This window comes from uncultured Phascolarctobacterium sp. (assembly GCF_958349595.1).
GTDB lineage: Bacteria > Bacillota > Negativicutes > Acidaminococcales > Acidaminococcaceae > Phascolarctobacterium.
The window spans coordinates 118,561-135,474 of record NZ_CATWDQ010000001.1; the positions used below are offsets into that span (position 1 = coordinate 118,561).

Annotated in this window: 15 protein-coding genes; all 15 read left to right on the top strand. The window is 44.0% G+C overall.

The annotated features are described in order from the left end of the window. Positions 1–73 precede the first annotated feature (73 nt). The 15 genes from miaB to Q4G98_RS00550 all read left to right on the top strand — a co-directional run bounded on the left by miaB (position 74) and on the right by Q4G98_RS00550 (position 16,906). Entirely contained in the window at positions 74–1,399 is a 1,326-nt protein-coding gene (gene miaB / locus Q4G98_RS00480) for a tRNA (N6-isopentenyl adenosine(37)-C2)-methylthiotransferase MiaB (RefSeq protein WP_298564635.1), read from the top strand. Next, a complete protein-coding gene (gene mutS / locus Q4G98_RS00485; RefSeq protein WP_298564634.1) occupies positions 1,396–3,984 on the top strand; it encodes a DNA mismatch repair protein MutS in 2,589 nt (862 codons plus the stop codon). Before miaB ends, mutS begins: the two co-directional genes overlap by 4 nt. Then, positions 3,981–5,906 carry a DNA mismatch repair endonuclease MutL gene (mutL, locus tag Q4G98_RS00490; protein WP_298564632.1) on the top strand — a complete coding sequence of 642 codons (1,926 nt, stop codon included), beginning with the start codon at positions 3,981–3,983 and terminating at the stop codon, positions 5,904–5,906. The genes mutS and mutL overlap by 4 nt, the downstream gene beginning before the upstream one ends. Positions 5,907–5,910: 4 nt before the next feature. Further along, complete coding sequence (locus Q4G98_RS00495) at positions 5,911–6,699, top strand: class I SAM-dependent methyltransferase (RefSeq protein WP_298564631.1); 789 nt, start codon at positions 5,911–5,913, stop codon at positions 6,697–6,699. Between the two features lie 4 nt (positions 6,700–6,703). Beyond that, entirely contained in the window at positions 6,704–7,633 is a 930-nt protein-coding gene (gene miaA, locus Q4G98_RS00500; protein ID WP_298564629.1) for a tRNA (adenosine(37)-N6)-dimethylallyltransferase MiaA, read from the top strand. Between the two features lie 42 nt (positions 7,634–7,675). Beyond that, on the top strand, positions 7,676–7,930 hold the full coding sequence (hfq, locus tag Q4G98_RS00505) for an RNA chaperone Hfq (RefSeq protein WP_177559892.1): 255 nt from the start codon (positions 7,676–7,678) through the stop codon (positions 7,928–7,930). 51 nt (positions 7,931–7,981) lie between these two features. Then, positions 7,982–8,875: a site-specific tyrosine recombinase XerD gene (gene xerD / locus Q4G98_RS00510; protein ID WP_298564628.1), complete on the top strand. Its 894-nt coding sequence runs from the start codon at positions 7,982–7,984 to the stop codon at positions 8,873–8,875. Positions 8,876–8,886: 11 nt separating this feature from the next. After that, positions 8,887–10,155 carry a divergent polysaccharide deacetylase family protein gene (locus tag Q4G98_RS00515; RefSeq protein WP_293663403.1) on the top strand — a complete coding sequence of 423 codons (1,269 nt, stop codon included), beginning with the start codon at positions 8,887–8,889 and terminating at the stop codon, positions 10,153–10,155. A gap of 15 nt (positions 10,156–10,170) precedes the next feature. Continuing rightward, positions 10,171–11,412, top strand: coding sequence for an aspartate aminotransferase family protein (locus tag Q4G98_RS00520; protein ID WP_298564627.1), 1,242 nt, complete (start codon positions 10,171–10,173; stop codon positions 11,410–11,412). A gap of 13 nt (positions 11,413–11,425) precedes the next feature. Next, positions 11,426–11,860, top strand: a complete 435-nt coding sequence (locus Q4G98_RS00525) for a type II toxin-antitoxin system RatA family toxin (RefSeq protein ID WP_293663405.1) — start codon at positions 11,426–11,428, stop codon at positions 11,858–11,860. 89 nt (positions 11,861–11,949) lie between these two features. Then, positions 11,950–12,804 carry a zinc metalloprotease HtpX gene (gene htpX / locus Q4G98_RS00530; protein WP_293547033.1) on the top strand — a complete coding sequence of 285 codons (855 nt, stop codon included), beginning with the start codon at positions 11,950–11,952 and terminating at the stop codon, positions 12,802–12,804. Then, the gene (locus Q4G98_RS00535) at positions 12,805–13,881 is read left to right on the top strand and encodes a M42 family metallopeptidase (protein WP_298564624.1); all 1,077 of its coding nucleotides are present in this window, start codon (positions 12,805–12,807) and stop codon (positions 13,879–13,881) included. 53 nt (positions 13,882–13,934) lie between these two features. Then, the gene (gene ndk, locus Q4G98_RS00540; protein WP_177559910.1) at positions 13,935–14,348 is read left to right on the top strand and encodes a nucleoside-diphosphate kinase; all 414 of its coding nucleotides are present in this window, start codon (positions 13,935–13,937) and stop codon (positions 14,346–14,348) included. A 30-nt stretch (positions 14,349–14,378) separates the two neighbouring features. Continuing rightward, positions 14,379–14,891, top strand: coding sequence for a cob(I)yrinic acid a,c-diamide adenosyltransferase (locus Q4G98_RS00545; RefSeq protein ID WP_298564621.1), 513 nt, complete (start codon positions 14,379–14,381; stop codon positions 14,889–14,891). Between the two features lie 155 nt (positions 14,892–15,046). Continuing rightward, a complete protein-coding gene (locus Q4G98_RS00550; RefSeq protein WP_298564620.1) occupies positions 15,047–16,906 on the top strand; it encodes an EAL domain-containing protein in 1,860 nt (619 codons plus the stop codon). The last annotated feature ends 8 nt before the right edge of the window (positions 16,907–16,914 follow it).

Consider the following 16,914-nt stretch of genomic DNA (forward strand, 5'->3'; position numbering starts at 1 on the left):
TATAATAATATAATACAGGTAATTTTGCGAAGCTGCTTAGTTGCGGTTTCAATTTTAATATGAGGTGTATTCAGTGACAGCAAAAACTTATGCGATTTTAAATTACGGCTGCCAGATGAACGAAAGTGACGCTGAGCATTATGCCGGCCAGCTGCAGGAGCTTGGCTACAGCGCTGCTGACGATTTTCATGATGCGGATGTAGTTGTAGTAAATACCTGCTGCGTACGTGAAAGTGCGGAAAAACGCATTTTAGGTAAAATTGGTGAATTAAAAGGGGTCAAAGCAAAGCGTCCGGGACAGATCGTTTGTGTTGCCGGCTGTATGGCGCAGAAGGATGGTGAGAAACTGATCAAAAAACATCCGCAAATCGATTTATTGATCGGTACAGCCCATGTCAATGGTTTTAAGGAGATACTGGCTGAGTATTTGGCTGATAAAGGCGAACGGGTGTATAACAGTCTGGAGGTCAAAGAAAGCGAGTTTGAGGGCGAGCGTATTCGGCAAAGCGGGTTTTCAGCCTGGATCCCGATTATGTATGGCTGCAACAATTTTTGCACATATTGTATTGTGCCGTATGTACGTGGACGTGAGCGCAGCCGCAGTATCGAAAATATTGTGGATGAGGTCGAGCAGGCCGTTGCTAAAGGGTATAAGGAGTTTACGCTGTTAGGGCAGAATGTCAATTCCTATGGTAAAGATTTTGGCGAAAAAGATCAGTTTGCCAAATTATTACGCCGCGTGAATGAAATCCCGGGAGTGGAACGGATTCGCTATATGACAAGTCATCCGCGTGATATGCACGAAGATGTTATCAAAGCAGTTGCCGAATGTGAGCATGTTTGCGAGAATTTTCATATCCCATTTCAATCCGGCAGCAATAAAATTTTGAAAGCAATGAACCGCGGCTATACACGTGAAAAATATTTGGAGCTTGTAGCTATGATCAGGCGTTATGTGCCGGAAGCTGCTATTACAACGGATATTATTGTTGGGTTCCCCGGGGAAACAGAGGCTGATTTTAATGATACTTTGAATTTAGTAAAAGAAGTTGGTTTTGATGCGGCCTTTACTTTTATTTATTCTAAACGATCGGGAACACCGGCTGCTTTAATGGAAGAACAGGTTCCGTTAGATGTAAAGAAAGCCAGACTGAATTTACTGATGGAAGCTCAGAATATTTCGAGTGTGCAGCGTAATGAAGCTTTGGTTGGCAAAACATTAGAAGTTTTAGCAGAAGGACCAAGCAATAATAACGAAAAAGTATGGAGCGGGCGAACACGTACTAATAAGCTGGTTTTATGGCCGGTCGAAGGACGAGAGTTTGAGCTGGGCGATAAAGTGCAGGTGCAGATCGAAACTGCGCAGACCTGGCTTTTTAAAGGGAAGGCGGTAAAATGACAACTGCTTATACGCCGATGGTGCAGCAGTACCTTGAAGTAAAGCGTCAGCATGAGGATGAATTGCTGTTTTTCCGTTTAGGCGATTTTTACGAAATGTTTTTTGAGGATGCGCTGACAGCCTCCAGAGAGTTGAATATCACGCTGACAGGGCGTGCCGGCGGTATGGAAGAAAAGATACCGATGTGTGGCGTGCCTTATCATTCTGTCGATAATTATATTGCCAAACTGATCAAAAAAGGTTATCGCATCGCTATTTGTGAGCAGGTGGAAGATCCTAAAGCAGCCAAGGGTATCGTTGAACGTAAGGTCGTCAAGATCATTACGCCCGGAACTGTTTTGAGCGAACAGCTTTTAGATGATAAACATAACAGGTATTTAGTTTTTCTGCAGGAGGATGGCAGTGAAATATGTCTTGCTGCCGCCGATATTTCTACAGGCGAATGCCAATGGTTCAGTGCTGCTGGTGAAGAGCGTTTGATGGCGATCAAGGAACAGCTGTTCCGCATTCAGCCGGCAGAATTAGTTGCCTATAGCGGTATTGCCAATTGGGAGAATTTAGCAGCCTGGATCAAAAGCAAAGTGCCGGAATGTGCAGTTTCGGTATATCAGGAAGAAGAAGGAGCGCCGCAGTATTTTGCGCAGCATTTTGGCAATGATGATGTTGCCGATATTTTAGTGCATGATACGGTAGAGCATTTACTGCGTTATCTGCATGTAACTGTTAAAGCAGATCTGTCGCATATCAACAGCTTGTCGCGTATCGCTAAAGAACAGTTTATGAATTTGGATGCAACGGCTGTCAGAAATTTAGAGCTTATCAAAAATATGCGGGATGGTTCCAAACGGGGCACATTATTAGATGTACTTGATTTTACGTCTACTTCTATGGGTGCCCGTAAACTGCGTAACTGGATCGAATGTCCTTTGCTGGATTTGTCACAGATCAGGTCAAGGCAGGAAGCAGTAGGAGAATTGCTGGCTAATATACAGCTGCGTGGCAACCTGCAGGAAAAGCTAAAAGCTATTTTTGACTTAGAACGTATTGTTTCGCGTATCGAAGTTGGCAGTGCCAACGCGCGTGATCTGGTTTCACTGCGTTCTTCACTGGCAGTGCTTCCTGAAATAAAAAGCTTACTGAGATCCTGTAACAGCAAACTTTTACAACAGTTATGTGAAGATGTGCATCTGCATCAGGAGCTTTTTACTACTTTGATGGCAGCGATCGTAGATGAACCGCCTTTTTCTGTACGCGAAGGCGGCATGATCCGCAGCGGCTTTGATTTAGAGCTGGATGAACTGCATTCTATTGCCAGTGATAATAAGACCTGGATGCAGAATTTTGAACTGAAAATCAAAGAAGAGACTGGCATCAAAACCTTAAAGGTCGGCTATAATAAGGTTTTTGGCTATTATATCGAAGTTTCTAAAGGTCAAAGCGCAAATGTACCGGATTATTTTGTCCGCAAGCAAACACTTGTAAATGCCGAGCGGTATATAGTTCCTGAATTAAAAGATTTTGAAAATAAGATTTTAAGCGCTAAAGAAAAGATCGAGCAGCTTGAATATTATATTTTTACACAGCTGCGTGAGAAGATCAGGGCTCAGATCGTGCAGATGCAGGAAACAGCACGGGCTTTGGCCAATATTGACGTTTTGGTATCGCTGGCGGAAGTTGCTTTTAAATATAACTATGTGTGCCCGGAATTGAATAACCGCAGTGAAATAAAGATTTATGACGGACGCCATCCGGTGGTGGAGCGTTTGCTGGAACGTGAGATTTTTGTTCCAAACAACACGACTCTCAACAATAATGACGAACGTATGATTATTATTACCGGACCGAATATGGCTGGTAAATCGACTTATATGCGCCAGGTTGCCCTGCTGGTTTTGATGACGCAGATGGGCAGCTTTATTCCCGCACGTCAGGCTACTATTGGCCCTGTGGATAAGATTTTTACCCGCGTCGGCGCCAGCGACGACCTGGCAACTGGTCAAAGTACTTTTATGGTAGAGATGAACGAAGTTGCGCAGATACTCAGGTATGCAACTAAGGACAGTCTGATTATTTTGGATGAGGTTGGCCGCGGTACCAGCACTTTTGATGGTATGAGCATCGCGCGTGCTGTAATGGAGTTTATTCACGAGAAAATAAAAGCCAAAACACTGTTTGCTACGCATTATCATCAGTTGATTGCGTTGGAAGACGTTATGAGCGGTGTTAAAAATTATTCTGTTGCTGTTAAAGAGCGTGGCAATGATATCGTCTTTTTGCGCAGGATCGTGCCCGGCGGTACTGACCGCAGTTACGGTGTACATGTTGCAAGGCTTGCCGGCCTGCCTAAGAAGGTCATTGACCGGGCTCAGGAGATTCTGGACGAGTATGACAATTGTGAAGCTGCCTGCAGTGTTCAGATAACTCCCCGGTCAGAAAAAGAAGCGGCGCCGATGGGGTCGTTGTTTGCCAGCGGCTTGCAGCAGCAGATTTTAAAAATGGATGTTATGGCGATGACGCCGATCGAAGCATTGAATGCCTTGTATAAATTGCAGGATGAAGCCAAAAGGGAAGGCGGTGAATTATGAACGAACAAAAAGTACAGTTATTAGATCAGAATACGGCGAATCAGATCGCAGCCGGTGAAGTTGTCGAAAAACCTGCTTCTGTCGTCAAAGAGCTTGTTGAAAATTCTTTGGATGCAGGTGCGGATAATATTGAGGTCACTATTTTTGGCGGCGGCACAGAATACATCCGCGTTGTCGATAACGGCAGCGGTATGTCGGAAGAAAATGCAAAATTAGCAGTTCTGCGGCATGCTACAAGTAAAATCAGAGCGGCGGAAGATCTGCTGCACCTGAATACTTTAGGCTTTCGCGGCGAAGCATTGCCGAGTATTGCTTCTGTCAGTAATTTTCAACTGCTGACGCGGCCTGTTACGGAAGAGTTTGCTACTTCGATCAAAATCGAAGGTGGTGATCAGGCTGAATGTATTGCTACAGGCGGTCATACGGGGACGACGATCATTGTTGAAAATTTGTTTTTCAATGTTCCGGCCCGCCGTAAATTTTTACGGACCGTACAAACAGAAAGCCGTTATATCAGTGAACTGATCACAAAACTGGCTTTATCGCGTCCTGATGTAAGATTTAAGCTTATCAGCAACGATAAAGAAGTTTTAAGTACGCCGGGCAACGGTGATCTGGTCGAGACTATCAAGGCGCTGTATGGTAAAAATGTCAGCGAAGAGCTTTTAACAGTAGATTTTGCTGACAGCGAAGTGAAAGTAAGGGGCTTTATCGGCAAACCGACTTTGCTGAAAGGTACGCGGCAATGGCAGACCCTGCTGGTAAACGGACGCATCATTACTAACAGAATGATTGCTAAGGCGATTGACCATGCGTATCAGTCGCAGATCCCTAAAAGCGGTTTCCCGTTTGCGGTGTTGAATATCAATGTCGATACTGAAAGTATTGATGTCAATGTCCATCCGCAGAAAAGTGAAATCAAGTTCAGTGATGACAGCACGGTTTATAAAGCAATGTACAAAGCTTTGACTGACGCATTGACGCGGCCCATGAGCGCTAAACCGCAGGATCTGACATTATTGGATGATTCTGAGCTGCAGGTATTTAAACCTGCTGAGACTGCTGCAGAAGCAGCGGAGATACCGGCAGTACTGCCGGAAAGCAGCGAAAATAAGCCGGTTGAAGCAAAGACGCAGGTTTTACCGGCTTCAGGCAGCAATACTGGTGCTATAAAAACAGAACCGGCACCGGAATATAAAGCGCAGCAGCAGAGTGTTTGGAAAGAGCCGGAATATACATACAGGCCTCCTAAAACAGAACCTGTGTATACGATAAGTGAAACCCGTGATGTTTTTGATAAACAAGACAATATTGCCTCTAATATTATTGATTTTACTGATACTGACAGCGGCGTCGATACGATCTGGCCTCTGGGACAGGTTGACAGAACCTTTATTGTTGCCCAATCAGAAGATTCTTTGTTTTTGATCGATCAGCATGCCGCGCATGAGCGAATCTTATATGATAAGCTTGTCGCTGCTCATAATGATATCCCGGCTCAGCAGATGTTGATACCTTTGTATATCGATGTTACGTCCCAGGATGTCAATTTGATCGAGGAGCATCGGGAAGAATTCCTGCGTTTAGGTGTTGATATAGAGGCAGCAGGCGAAGCTATGCTGCGTGTTTCAAGCCTGCCTGCGGATATAAAGGCTGATGATGCGGAAGATTTTGTGCGAGAAATTACACAAATGCTGGCTGAATTAAGAACGATCGATCCCAGCGATTTGCGTCAGAATATTTTGCATATGACTGCGTGCAAAGCAGCTATCAAAGCCGGTGAGGTTCTGAATATGCGCCAGATGCGGCAGTTGATCATTGATCTTTGCAATACGGAGCATCCTTTTACCTGTCCTCACGGCAGACCCTGTATGGTGGAAATAAATTCTGCTGAATTATATAAGATGTTTAAGAGAACGTAAAAGTATGCAGAAATCGTTTAAGTTTGCAGTAACAGTTGGACGCAATGAAAATGCTGATTTAGAGAAAATTGCTCAAATATGGGCAGAGAAATTTAACGTGAAATATGTGGAACGCGGCAGTAAGGGGTCTTTGAAATTTTTGCTTGACCAGGAGCAGGTGGACGCACTTTTAGTGGCAACGAATCAAGGACCGCAGGTCTATAGTGCTTCCGGGACCTTCTTTTTTCACCCCAGTATGGCAGTTTTGCGTGCGCAACGCTTAAAAAAGTACGAGCCCGATCACTTTGTTGCTGCCCTGGAGCTTAAGCCGGGCATGAAAGTTCTCGATTGCACGATGGGGCTGGCCAGTGATGCCATTGTTGCCAGTTTTATTACAGGAGCTGAGGGTGTTGTTTGTGCTGTTGAAGCTTCGCCATTACTGCACTTTGTAGTCAGTGAGGGACTGAAGAACTATCAGGCTGAAGATATTGATTTAAATAGTGCCATGCGCAGGATAACAACGGTATGTGCAGAAGCGGAGACTTATTTAGCTGCTTTACCGGCCGACAGTTTTGATGTTGTTTACTTTGATCCAATGTTTAGAATACCTGTAAACGGTTCTTCCAATATGGAACCGCTGCGGCCGCTGGCGTGGGAAAAAGCTTTGACGGCAGAGATGGTTGAGGCTGCGCTGCGAGCAGCTCCCTGTGTAGTTATCAAAGAACGGGGCCAAAAGTTGTTGGAAGCTTTTGGGTGCACAGAAATTGTTGGCGGCCGTTATAGCCGCGTAAAATATGGTATCCGAAGGAGGTAACGGCATGAAACCGAAAGTTGCCGTTATTTTAGGACCGACTGCAACCGGTAAAAGCCATTGCGGTATAGCCTTGGCAAAGCGTCTTAATGGTGAAATAATTTCCGGCGATTCCATGCTGGTATATCAAAAAATGAATATCGGTACGGCAAAACCTTCTGCTGAGGAATTAGCGGAAGTGACGCATCATTTAGTTGATATTTTACCGCCGGATGCTGAATTCAGCGTTGTTGATTTTAAAGAAAAAGCCGAAAAGCTGATCGTTGATATCAATGAGCGCGGTAAATTACCAATAATTGTTGGCGGCACCGGGCTTTATATCAAGGCTTTACTTGAAAATTATGAGTTCAATGCCGTCGAAGAATGCAGTGAATTAAGGCAGGAGCTGGAAGCATTTGCGAAAGCACATGGCAACAGCGCTTTGCATGAAAAATTGCAGGTGCTTGATCCGGAAGCTGCCGCAAGATTGCATGCTAATGATGTCAGGCGGATCATCAGAGCGATCGAAGCAGTGCAGGGCGGTGAAAAAATTACTCATAAGAAAGCTGATGAGTGGCCCTATGACGCTGTTGTTTTGGGTCTGCGGATGGAACGTGAGAATTTGTACGCACGAATTAATGCCAGAGTTGATAAAATGCTGGCAGACGGGTTGATCGAGGAAACTGAAAAGCTGCTTGAAAGCGGCATCTCTCCAGAGGCCCAGTCGATGCGCAGCATTGGTTACAGGCAGATAACCTGGTATTTACAGGGGCAGATGGATAAAGCGGCCGCTGTTGAGAAATTGAAACAGGCAACTCGGAATTTTGCCAAACGGCAATTTACCTGGTATCGTCAGATGCCTTATATTGAATGGTTCGATGTGGGAGAAGAACCTGCATATGAAAAGATTATCGAGGATATGCAGCAAATGCTTGTAGAAAAGTTTAAACTGCGGTAGAATTAAGATATATAGTTGGAAATTACTTTGGAGGGGAAACTTATGAATAATAGTGGACCAAAACCGACAATGAATCTTCAGGACAGCTTTTTGAACCACGTACGTAAAGAAAACCTGGGTGTTATTATTTATTTAGTTAACGGCTTTCAAATCAGAGGGCTGGTAAGAGGTTTTGATAACTTTACCGTTATTATTGAAAACGAAGGTAAACAACAGCTTGTTTATAAGCATGCTATATCGACTATTTCGCCGGCGGCTAATATTACAATTATGCAGCCAGAGAAGCGCGAACAATAATGTTTTGAAAAACAGCGCTTGAGCGTTGTTTTTCTTTTTTGAGGATAAATTATGAACGATAAGTTAAGTTTATTTTTTGAATATCTGACAGTTGAATTGGGATTATCACCTAATACACGACTGGCATATGAGCGTGATTTACGTTTGTTTAAAGAAGCTTTGTCTTTGCCTGATAATAACGCGCTGGCTAAAGTATCGCGTGAACAGATCATCCGCTATATGACAGGTTTGAAAAATAAAGGCCTGGCAGCAGCAACAATAGCACGGAAGCTGGCTGCCATAAAATCTTTTTATCGTTTTATGACGGCAGAAGGCTATTTGGATATTGATCCTGCTGAAGTTGTGGAAGCGGGAACGAAAGGCATCAAACTGCCCAGGGTTTTAAATCCGGAAGAGGTGCTGAAGCTTTTGGAGCAGCCTGATCTGGGGACGCATGAAGGCTATCGTGACCGCACAATGCTGGAAGTGCTTTATGCGACAGGAATGCGCGTTTCCGAATTGCTGAGTTTACCTGTCAGTGGGGTTAATCTGCAGATGAAATATATCATCGCTTTCGGCAAAGGCTCTAAAGAGCGGTTGATACCTGTAGGCGGTATAGCCGTTGAATATTTAGACAAATATCTGCATGTTGTAAGGCCGCAGTTGGTCCATACAAAAAATCCCACTGTCAAAAATTTATTTTTGAGCATGAACGGTAATGAAATGACAAGGCAGCGTTTTTGGCAGATCATTCGCGGTTATGGGCATCAGGCAGGGTTAAGTAAGGAGCTTACACCGCATATGCTGCGGCATTCTTTTGCTACGCATCTGCTTGATAATGGGGCTGATTTGCGGTCTGTGCAGGAACTTTTAGGACATTCAGATATTTCTACAACACAGATCTATACGCATCTGACAAATAAACGCCTGCGCGATATTTATGAAAAAGCGCATCCGCGGGCATAGAGGAGGCTACTATGGCGAGAAGGAGTAATAGAAAAAAAGGATCAGGCGGAGGCTTCGTTCTGACTCTGATTTTAGTATTATTGGCTATAGCCGTTGCCGGCGGTATTTATTATGCGGCGAGCAGAGGCGGAGAAAAAGATGTGCTTGATAAAGGCCTGACTGGTTCTTCTGCTGTTGATTTACGGGAAGAATCAAAAGAAGCACACAGGGCAGTTGACGATATTTTGTTATCGAAAGATAACTGGCAGTTAACTGACAATGGCCGTGAAGATCAGCATGAGCGCATGAAGGAAACAGGCGGAGAAGTGGTCTGGAATAAGCGTCAGCTGGCTATTGGCGTTCCGCCAAGTACAGGATTAGAGGGGGCTGCCGACTGGCTGGGAGAGAAAATTGCCGGTACGAAAATGCTTGTACTCAATCAGCGCGATGCGACTTACAACGGTTGGGAAGCAGTGCGGATGGAAATTGCCATTTCTGCCAAAGCAGGAACAGGTAAAATGAATTTTGTCACCGATACGGTTTACTTTTATCATAATTTAAATCTGACGAAGGAAGACAAAGATATTAAAGAAGATGAGAGTAAGAAGAAGGATGACAAAAAAACGACCCAGAAGTATCATGGTAAATTAGCCGTTATTATTGACGACTGCGGTTATGATCTAGCGCCGGTAAGGAAATTGGTCAAATTAAATGCGCCCTTTAGTTATGCGATCCTTCCCTATAAGGATTTCAGCAGCGACGCTTTGCATGTTATAAAAGGCGGCGGGAAGACTGCCATGTTGCATTTGCCGATGGAACCGATGGACAGAACAGCAATGTCTGAGGGCAAAGCTACCATACTGACTGATATGACTGCTGACCAGGTTCAGCAAGTGACGCGCAAAGCAGTAGACAGCCTACCTGGTATCGAAGGCGTTAATAATCATCAGGGATCAAAAGCAACAAGTAATGAAGCAACGATGAAAGCCGTACTGAAAGTTTTGAAGCAGCAGGGTCTGTTCTTTGTAGACAGCAGTACCTATTCCAAATCTATTGGCGACCAGGTCGCACGCAGCATGGGTGTGCCTACGGCCCGCAACAATATCTTTTTGGACAACAGTGCCAACGAAGACGACATTATTGCTAAAATCTGGCAGGCGGTGGAAATGGCTGACAGAAACGGCAGTGCCATTGCTATTTGCCACGCCCGGCCGCATACTGCTGCAGCCTGGAGCAGGGTCATTGATGAAGTAAATGCATCTGGAATCCAGTTGGTTCCCGTAAGCAGTTTGTTGAAATAAACGGAGGAATTGACTATGTATGTTGAAGAAACGATCAGTAAATATGAAAAATATATCAATCCGGCCCAGGCGAAATTATTTCGTTTCATGGGTTTGGCAAGCGTTGAAGGCCACGCAGAGGGTTGGATAATAACCGACAGTGAAGGCAAACAGTTTATTGATTGCCTCGGCGGTTATGGCATGTTTGCGTTGGGTCATCGAAATCCGGAAGTTATAGCGGCGGTGGAAGCAGAGCTGCATAAAATGCCTATGAGCGGGAAAGTGCTTTTTAACAGGCCTATGGCTGATCTGGCAGAAAAACTGGCAGAAATCACTCCCGGGGATCTGCAATACAGTTTTTTCGTCAACAGCGGTACAGAAGCTGTTGAAGGCTGCCTTAAAGTTGCGCGTCTGGCAACAAAAAGAAAAAAGTTTATTGCTGCTAAGAATGCGTTTCATGGCAAAACTTTCGGTTCTTTAACGGCTACAGGCAGAGATTTGTTCAGGGATCCGTTTAAACCGCTGCTGGATAATTTTACGCATGTAGAATACGGCGAGATAGACGCTCTTGCTGAAGTGATTGATGATGAAACAGCGGCAGTTATTTTAGAACCAGTGCAGGGCGAAGGTGGGATCATCGTTCCACCGGAAGGTTATTTAAAAGCAGTGAGAGAATTATGTGACCAATATGGCGTCTTATTGATTGCTGATGAAGTACAGACCGGTATCGGCAGGACTGGTACCTGGTTTGGTGTTGATCATGAGCAGATAACTCCGGATATAATGGCTACAGCCAAGGCTTTAGGCGGCGGAGTGATGCCTGTTGGCGCTATAACGGCTACTGCTGAGGCCTGGGCTGGCCTGATCGAAGCACCTTTTTTACATACTTCAACTTTTGGCGGCAATCAACTGGCCTGTGCTGCTGCTAATGCTGCCCTGCATTATATCGAAGTAAATGATGTGCTTGCCCGCGGCGCAGCTGCCGGAGCATACTTTAAAAAAGGTCTGGAAGCGATCCAAAAAGAATATCCTTCTGTCATTAAAGAGGTCCGCGGCCGCGGTATGATGATCGGCATTGAACTTACTAAAGAAGGTGCCGGCGGTATGCTGATGTCGCTGATGATCGATAAATGCGTCATTATTGCTTACACTTTAAATAATCCTAAAGTTATTCGGATCGAACCGCCTTTGATTATGCCGACAGATATTATCGATCAGGTTTTGATGATCTTTAGAGAAGCTGTACGCAGTACGGCTGAAGTGATTGAAGATTTATAAAAGGAGCAGAATTATGCCTTGCGTAGAAACAAAAATCGTGATCAAAGGCGACAGTAAGCCGATCTTTGAAATAATAAAAAATATGGAAGCTTATCCTTCTTTTATGCAGGATCTGGTCAGCGTAGAGATTTTAGAACGTGGTGAGAACACTACGGTTTCTCATTGGGTCTCCAATGTAGACGGGCGTAAAATAGTCTGGACCGAGCGTGATACTTTTTACCCGGAAGAACTGAGGATCACTTATTGTCAGACGGAGGGTGATTTGAAGAAAATGGAGGGCGAATGGAAGCTGGTTCCTGTAAATGAAGGTACGGAAGTTTCGCTGCTGGTAGATTTTGAATTTGGTATTCCAATGATCGCCGGACTGTTAAATCCTATTTTAAAGAAAAAAGTTCGTGAAAACAGTGAAAATATGTTGACAGCTGTTAAAGCGCAAATTGAAAAATAGTGTAGTACTTGGTATAATATTCTACAAGGCTTAAGCAAGTCTTATAGATGTTGTTTGCCGGTCTTTATTTTGAGGAGGAACAAAAAAGTATGAGAACAGCTTTTTTAATGACGGCTCTTACTGTGTTATTGGTACTGGTCGGAGACTATTTCGGCGGTGCCCGCGGTATGATGATGATGCTTATCATTTCACTCGCCATGAATCTATTTTCGTACTGGAATAGTGATAAACTGGTCTTGGCACAATATAATGCCAAACAGGTTGATGAAAAAAGTGCGCCTGCCTTATATAAAATGGTGCAGCGTTTGGCAGAAAGAGGCAATTTGCCAATGCCCAAATTATATATTATCGACAGTCCTGTACCGAATGCTTTCGCGACCGGTCGCAATCCTGAACATGCTGCGGTTGCAGTAACTACCGCTTTAGCCAATGCGCTTGATAAAGATGAGATCGAAGGTGTTTTGGCACATGAATTGAGCCATGTGAAGCATGGTGATATTTTGATCGGGACAATAGCTGCTTCCATGGCGGGTATCATTACGACACTTTCGCACTGGGGCATGTTTTTTGGCGGCGGAGACAGAGACCGCAATAACAGCAGCAGTGCTGTTGTCGGGTTGGCTATGATGATACTGGCGCCTCTGGCTGCCGGGATTATCCAGATGGCAGTTTCGCGTTCCAGAGAATATATGGCCGATGAATCAGGCGGTGAGTTAAGCGGCAATCCTGATGCTTTGGCGGACGCTTTGCTGAAAATAGAGTCTTATGCTAAAAATAGAACGATGCCGGGGGCTACTGAAAATACTGCCCATATGTTTATCATTTGTCCTTTCAGTGCGAAAGATATGCAGCAGCTATTCAGCACACATCCCAGCACCGCAGACCGTGTAGCACGGTTACGCGCGCAGGCAAAAGCAATGCGCAGCAATGGAGGTGCAAAATAATTGGATAAAAAATTAACCTGGTTGAAACAGCTTTCTGAAACCTGCGGTGTTTCAGGATTTGAAACGCCGATTAAAAATCTGCTGCAAAAACGCTTACAGGATAAAGCGAAAGTATCCTATGATAAATTAGGCAGCGTAGTTTTTGCTAATGAAGGCAAAGGCAAAGAGCTGCCGAAAATTATGCTTGCCAGTCACATGGATGAGATCGGCTTTATGGTTAAGCATATTACTAAAGAAGGTTTTTTAAAATTCACCTGTTTAGGCGGCTGGTGGGAGCAGGTCATGCTCAGTCAGCGCGTCACTGTGCATGGCAGCAAAGGTGATCTTGTCGGCGTTATCGGCAGCAAGCCGCCGCATATTCTGACACCGGAAGAGCGGACAAAGGTTGTTGCCAAGCGTGATATGTATATTGATATTGGCGCTGCTGACGAAGAGATGGCGCGTAATCTGGGCGTTTTTGAAGGCTGCCCGGTAACGCCGTATGCTGAATTTGCGGTTATGGGTGATGGAAAGACATTGCTTGGGAAAGCCTGGGATAATCGTATTGGCTGTGCGGTAATGGCAGATGTTATGGAAAATATCAGTACTGATAAACATCCCAATACTGTCTACGGCGTTGCCACAGTACAGGAAGAGGTTGGTCTGCGCGGTGCCCAGACCAGCGTTAATCTGCTGAGCCCTGATGTCGCTTTTGTTATTGATACCTGTGTGGCAGGCGGTACGCCTGGCGTAAGTGATGATGTGGCTCCGGCCAAGCTGGGAAAGGGTATTGCCATCACGATCTTTGATGCTGGTATGATCCCCAATACGGCCCTGCGTGACTTTGCCAAAGAGGTTGCCGAGGAGTTGAAAATTCCGACACAAATCAGTATTTCTGAAGGCGGCGCTACTGACGGCGGGCGTATTCATTTGCATGATGCCGGCGTTTTGACCTTGACCTTCAGTATTCCTACCCGTTACATACACAGCCATCAGTCTATAATTCATATGGACGATTATGAAGGAGCTGTGCAGCTTATTACGGCAATGATCGAGAAACTGGATAAGAAAAAGTATCAGCAGCTTTTAAAAGGCTAAAATCGCTTAGCGGTTTAGTATAAATTAAATAGTCTAGAATAGGAGAGATTCCAATGCAACAAACACTCGTACTCGTAAAACCTGATGGTGTCAAAAAAAATCTGATTGGTGAAATTATCGCTCGTTTTGAACGCCGCGGCTTAAAAGTTTCGGCTTTAAAATTAGTAAAAATCACAGAAGAACAAGCTAAATATCATTATGCTGAACATGAAGGCAAACCCTTCTTCGGAGAACTGGTTGAATTCATTACTTCCGGCCCGGTTGCAGCAATGGTCATTTCCGGCGAGAACGCAATTAAAGCAGTTCGTGGTCTGATGGGCGCTACCAATCCGTTAGATTCTGTTCCCGGTTCCATCCGTGGCGATTACGCGCTGACTATCGGCGAAAACATCGTTCATGGCAGCGACGGTGAAGAATCCGCTGCCCGTGAAATCAAAAATTTCTTTAAAGCTGAAGAAATTTATTAATCAAAAATTTTCCGGAAGGATGGTGGCAAAATGAAAGCAGCAGTATATACCAGAACCGGCGACAAAGGCACTACCGGACTTTATACAGGCGAACGCATACCGAAGCAAAGCATGAGAGTTGAAGCTTACGGTACCGTTGATGAGATCAGTTCGGCGCTTGGCTTGGCAAGAGCTACAGTCAGACGCGAGGATGTCAGAGAAACGATTTATAAAGTACAGCAGCTGCTGATGTCACTGATGGCTGATATAGCAAGCTTGAACTTGCCTGAGCCTTATATCAAAGAAGAGCATGTAAAAATGTTTGAAGAAACTATCGATAAATTCGATAATATGCTCCAGCCTTTGAGTCATTTTATCATCCCCGGAGGCACCCCCGGATCAGCTGCTTTGGACATTGCGCGTACTACTACACGTCGTGCCGAGCGCTGTCTGCTCCGTTTATCTGAAACTGAAGAAGTCAATTCTCAGGTTCTCATTTGTTTGAACAGGCTTTCTGATTTATGTTTCATTTTAGCAAGAGTTGAAGTAGAAGTAGAAGCTTAAAACAAAATGACCATAGGTTCTGCAAGAGCTCTATGGTCATTTTCTTTTGAGTTAAATTACTTTAAAAATGTTTTGAAGTAATTAAAAATGTAGTATTTTTTATACGAAAGATATATACTTACCCTAATTATATAGAATGATAATGGGAGATTAATATGAATTTTTACCTGTTGTCGATCCTTGCTTTTTGTGTGTTCGTAGCTATTCTCTATCTTAAATCTTCTGAGCATCAAAGGATGCTTTATTCGCAGAAATATGTGCGTGATAAGGTCAGCGGAACGCTGGGCTTTGATAAATTTAAAGAACAGGCAGATGAATTGCTGCAGCACAGAAAAGAACCTTGGGCGCTGATACATTTGGATATTGAGCCTTATCATGATATCGTAGATATTTATGGTCGTGAAACGGCGGATAATGTTTTGCGGATATTGGGAACAGAACTTAACCGGCGGGTCGTGAAAGGCTATCTAACAACCAGACAGGGCGGAGATAAATTTTTCTGCCTGGTTCCGTTTGTCGATGAAGAGACACATAATAACTGGTTTGACGGTTTAGCTGATATGGTGGAAAGCGAAGTAAAGCGTATTTGCAATATCAGCATCAAGCTTCGCGGCGATCTGTATGTTTTTCACTTTGAAGATTCCCTGGAAGACGCACTGGTTAAAACCATTGCCCAGCTCAATAAAAAAGTTTTTCGTAAATGCAGCCGCAGTTTCTTCATGATCAATGATCTGGAAGCTGCAACCGGTTATTATGCTCTGGCGGGAGAAGTATGCAGCGGCCTGGAAAATAAAGAGTTTGCAGTTTATTTCCAACCGCAATATAACATTTATACAAATGAGATAGTTGGAGCAGAAGCTTTGCTGCGGTGGGAGCATCCTAAACGTGGTATAATCCTTCCCGAGGTCTTGATCCCAATTCTGACAGACAGTAACCAGCTGTCTAAATTTGAGAATTTTGTTTTTGAAGAGATTTGCCATTTCTTGGCCTTGCGCCTGGCTTTAGGTCTACAGGTTTTTCCCATTTCATGTAACTTTTCTTTTGAACATTTCAAAGATGAGAATTTTATCAATTCTTTAAAAGAGACTGCTGATAAACATAATGTTCCTCATAAGCTTTTAGTAGTTGAACTTGCTGAACGATTATTGGCTGATGATGTGAATTTTGCAGGTATGCAGGTCGATGAACTGAAAAATCAGGGTTTTAAGATCGCGGTCGATAATTTTGGTGCCGGGTATTTATCGCTGCGCATTTTAAGTGATATCAGCGTTGACATTTTGAAAATTGATAAAAGAATGCTCGCCGCCTGTGACAATGATAAAGATATCAAGATCATCAAAGGTATGGCCGCTATAGCCAAAGAGCTGGACATCACAATGATTTGTGAAGGCGTGGAAACAGAAGCGCAGGTAGCAATAATGAAGAGTGTTTCCTGTAATATAGCGCAGGGATTTTATTATTGTCAGCCCCTGAGAAGACCGCAGTTTGAAAAACTGTTGAATTTGAGCAAAATTGAAATCATTAATGCTGAACGGCGCAGTATTAACGGCTATGGCCGTACTGTCAAACTGCCGTCATACAGAGATTTGGGAGATTTATTTCCGCAAATGTACGATTTTGCCATCGAATTGAATTTAAAAGACGGCCGTTATTCAAGAATGGCTTTTAACCCAACAGGGAATGTTTTTATTCCGTATACAGGTGCTTATAAGACTGATTACAAGCATATCGTTCAGGAATTGCTGTATCCTGAAGATATCGAAAAATTTGCTGCCACTGTTGATTTTGATGTTTTATGTGCGAACTACAATAATGCGCCGGAGCATTCAGGCTGCGAATGCAGGTTTGTTGGTGCTGACGGTGTGGCGCAGTGGTATAAAATCAGGGTGTATTATTGGTTTGGACGCAGCCGCGTTTTGATTACAGTCAGAAATGTCAATGACGCGCATGAGTATTTAGACGAAGAATATGAAAAAATGATTTGCAAGTCAGCAGGACTTTGTAAAAGAATGTAGAATATATA

Coding starts and splice junctions, on each gene's coding strand:
- mutS (WP_298564634.1), top strand. CDS start 1,396: ATGACAACTGCTTATACGCCGATGGTGCAGCAGTACCTTGAAGTAAAG.
- mutL (WP_298564632.1), top strand. CDS start 3,981: ATGAACGAACAAAAAGTACAGTTATTAGATCAGAATACGGCGAATCAG.
- Q4G98_RS00495 (WP_298564631.1), top strand. CDS start 5,911: ATGCAGAAATCGTTTAAGTTTGCAGTAACAGTTGGACGCAATGAAAAT.
- miaA (WP_298564629.1), top strand. CDS start 6,704: ATGAAACCGAAAGTTGCCGTTATTTTAGGACCGACTGCAACCGGTAAA.
- hfq (WP_177559892.1), top strand. CDS start 7,676: ATGAATAATAGTGGACCAAAACCGACAATGAATCTTCAGGACAGCTTT.
- xerD (WP_298564628.1), top strand. CDS start 7,982: ATGAACGATAAGTTAAGTTTATTTTTTGAATATCTGACAGTTGAATTG.
- Q4G98_RS00515 (WP_293663403.1), top strand. CDS start 8,887: ATGGCGAGAAGGAGTAATAGAAAAAAAGGATCAGGCGGAGGCTTCGTT.
- Q4G98_RS00520 (WP_298564627.1), top strand. CDS start 10,171: ATGTATGTTGAAGAAACGATCAGTAAATATGAAAAATATATCAATCCG.
- Q4G98_RS00525 (WP_293663405.1), top strand. CDS start 11,426: ATGCCTTGCGTAGAAACAAAAATCGTGATCAAAGGCGACAGTAAGCCG.
- htpX (WP_293547033.1), top strand. CDS start 11,950: ATGAGAACAGCTTTTTTAATGACGGCTCTTACTGTGTTATTGGTACTG.
- ndk (WP_177559910.1), top strand. CDS start 13,935: ATGCAACAAACACTCGTACTCGTAAAACCTGATGGTGTCAAAAAAAAT.
- Q4G98_RS00545 (WP_298564621.1), top strand. CDS start 14,379: ATGAAAGCAGCAGTATATACCAGAACCGGCGACAAAGGCACTACCGGA.
- Q4G98_RS00550 (WP_298564620.1), top strand. CDS start 15,047: ATGAATTTTTACCTGTTGTCGATCCTTGCTTTTTGTGTGTTCGTAGCT.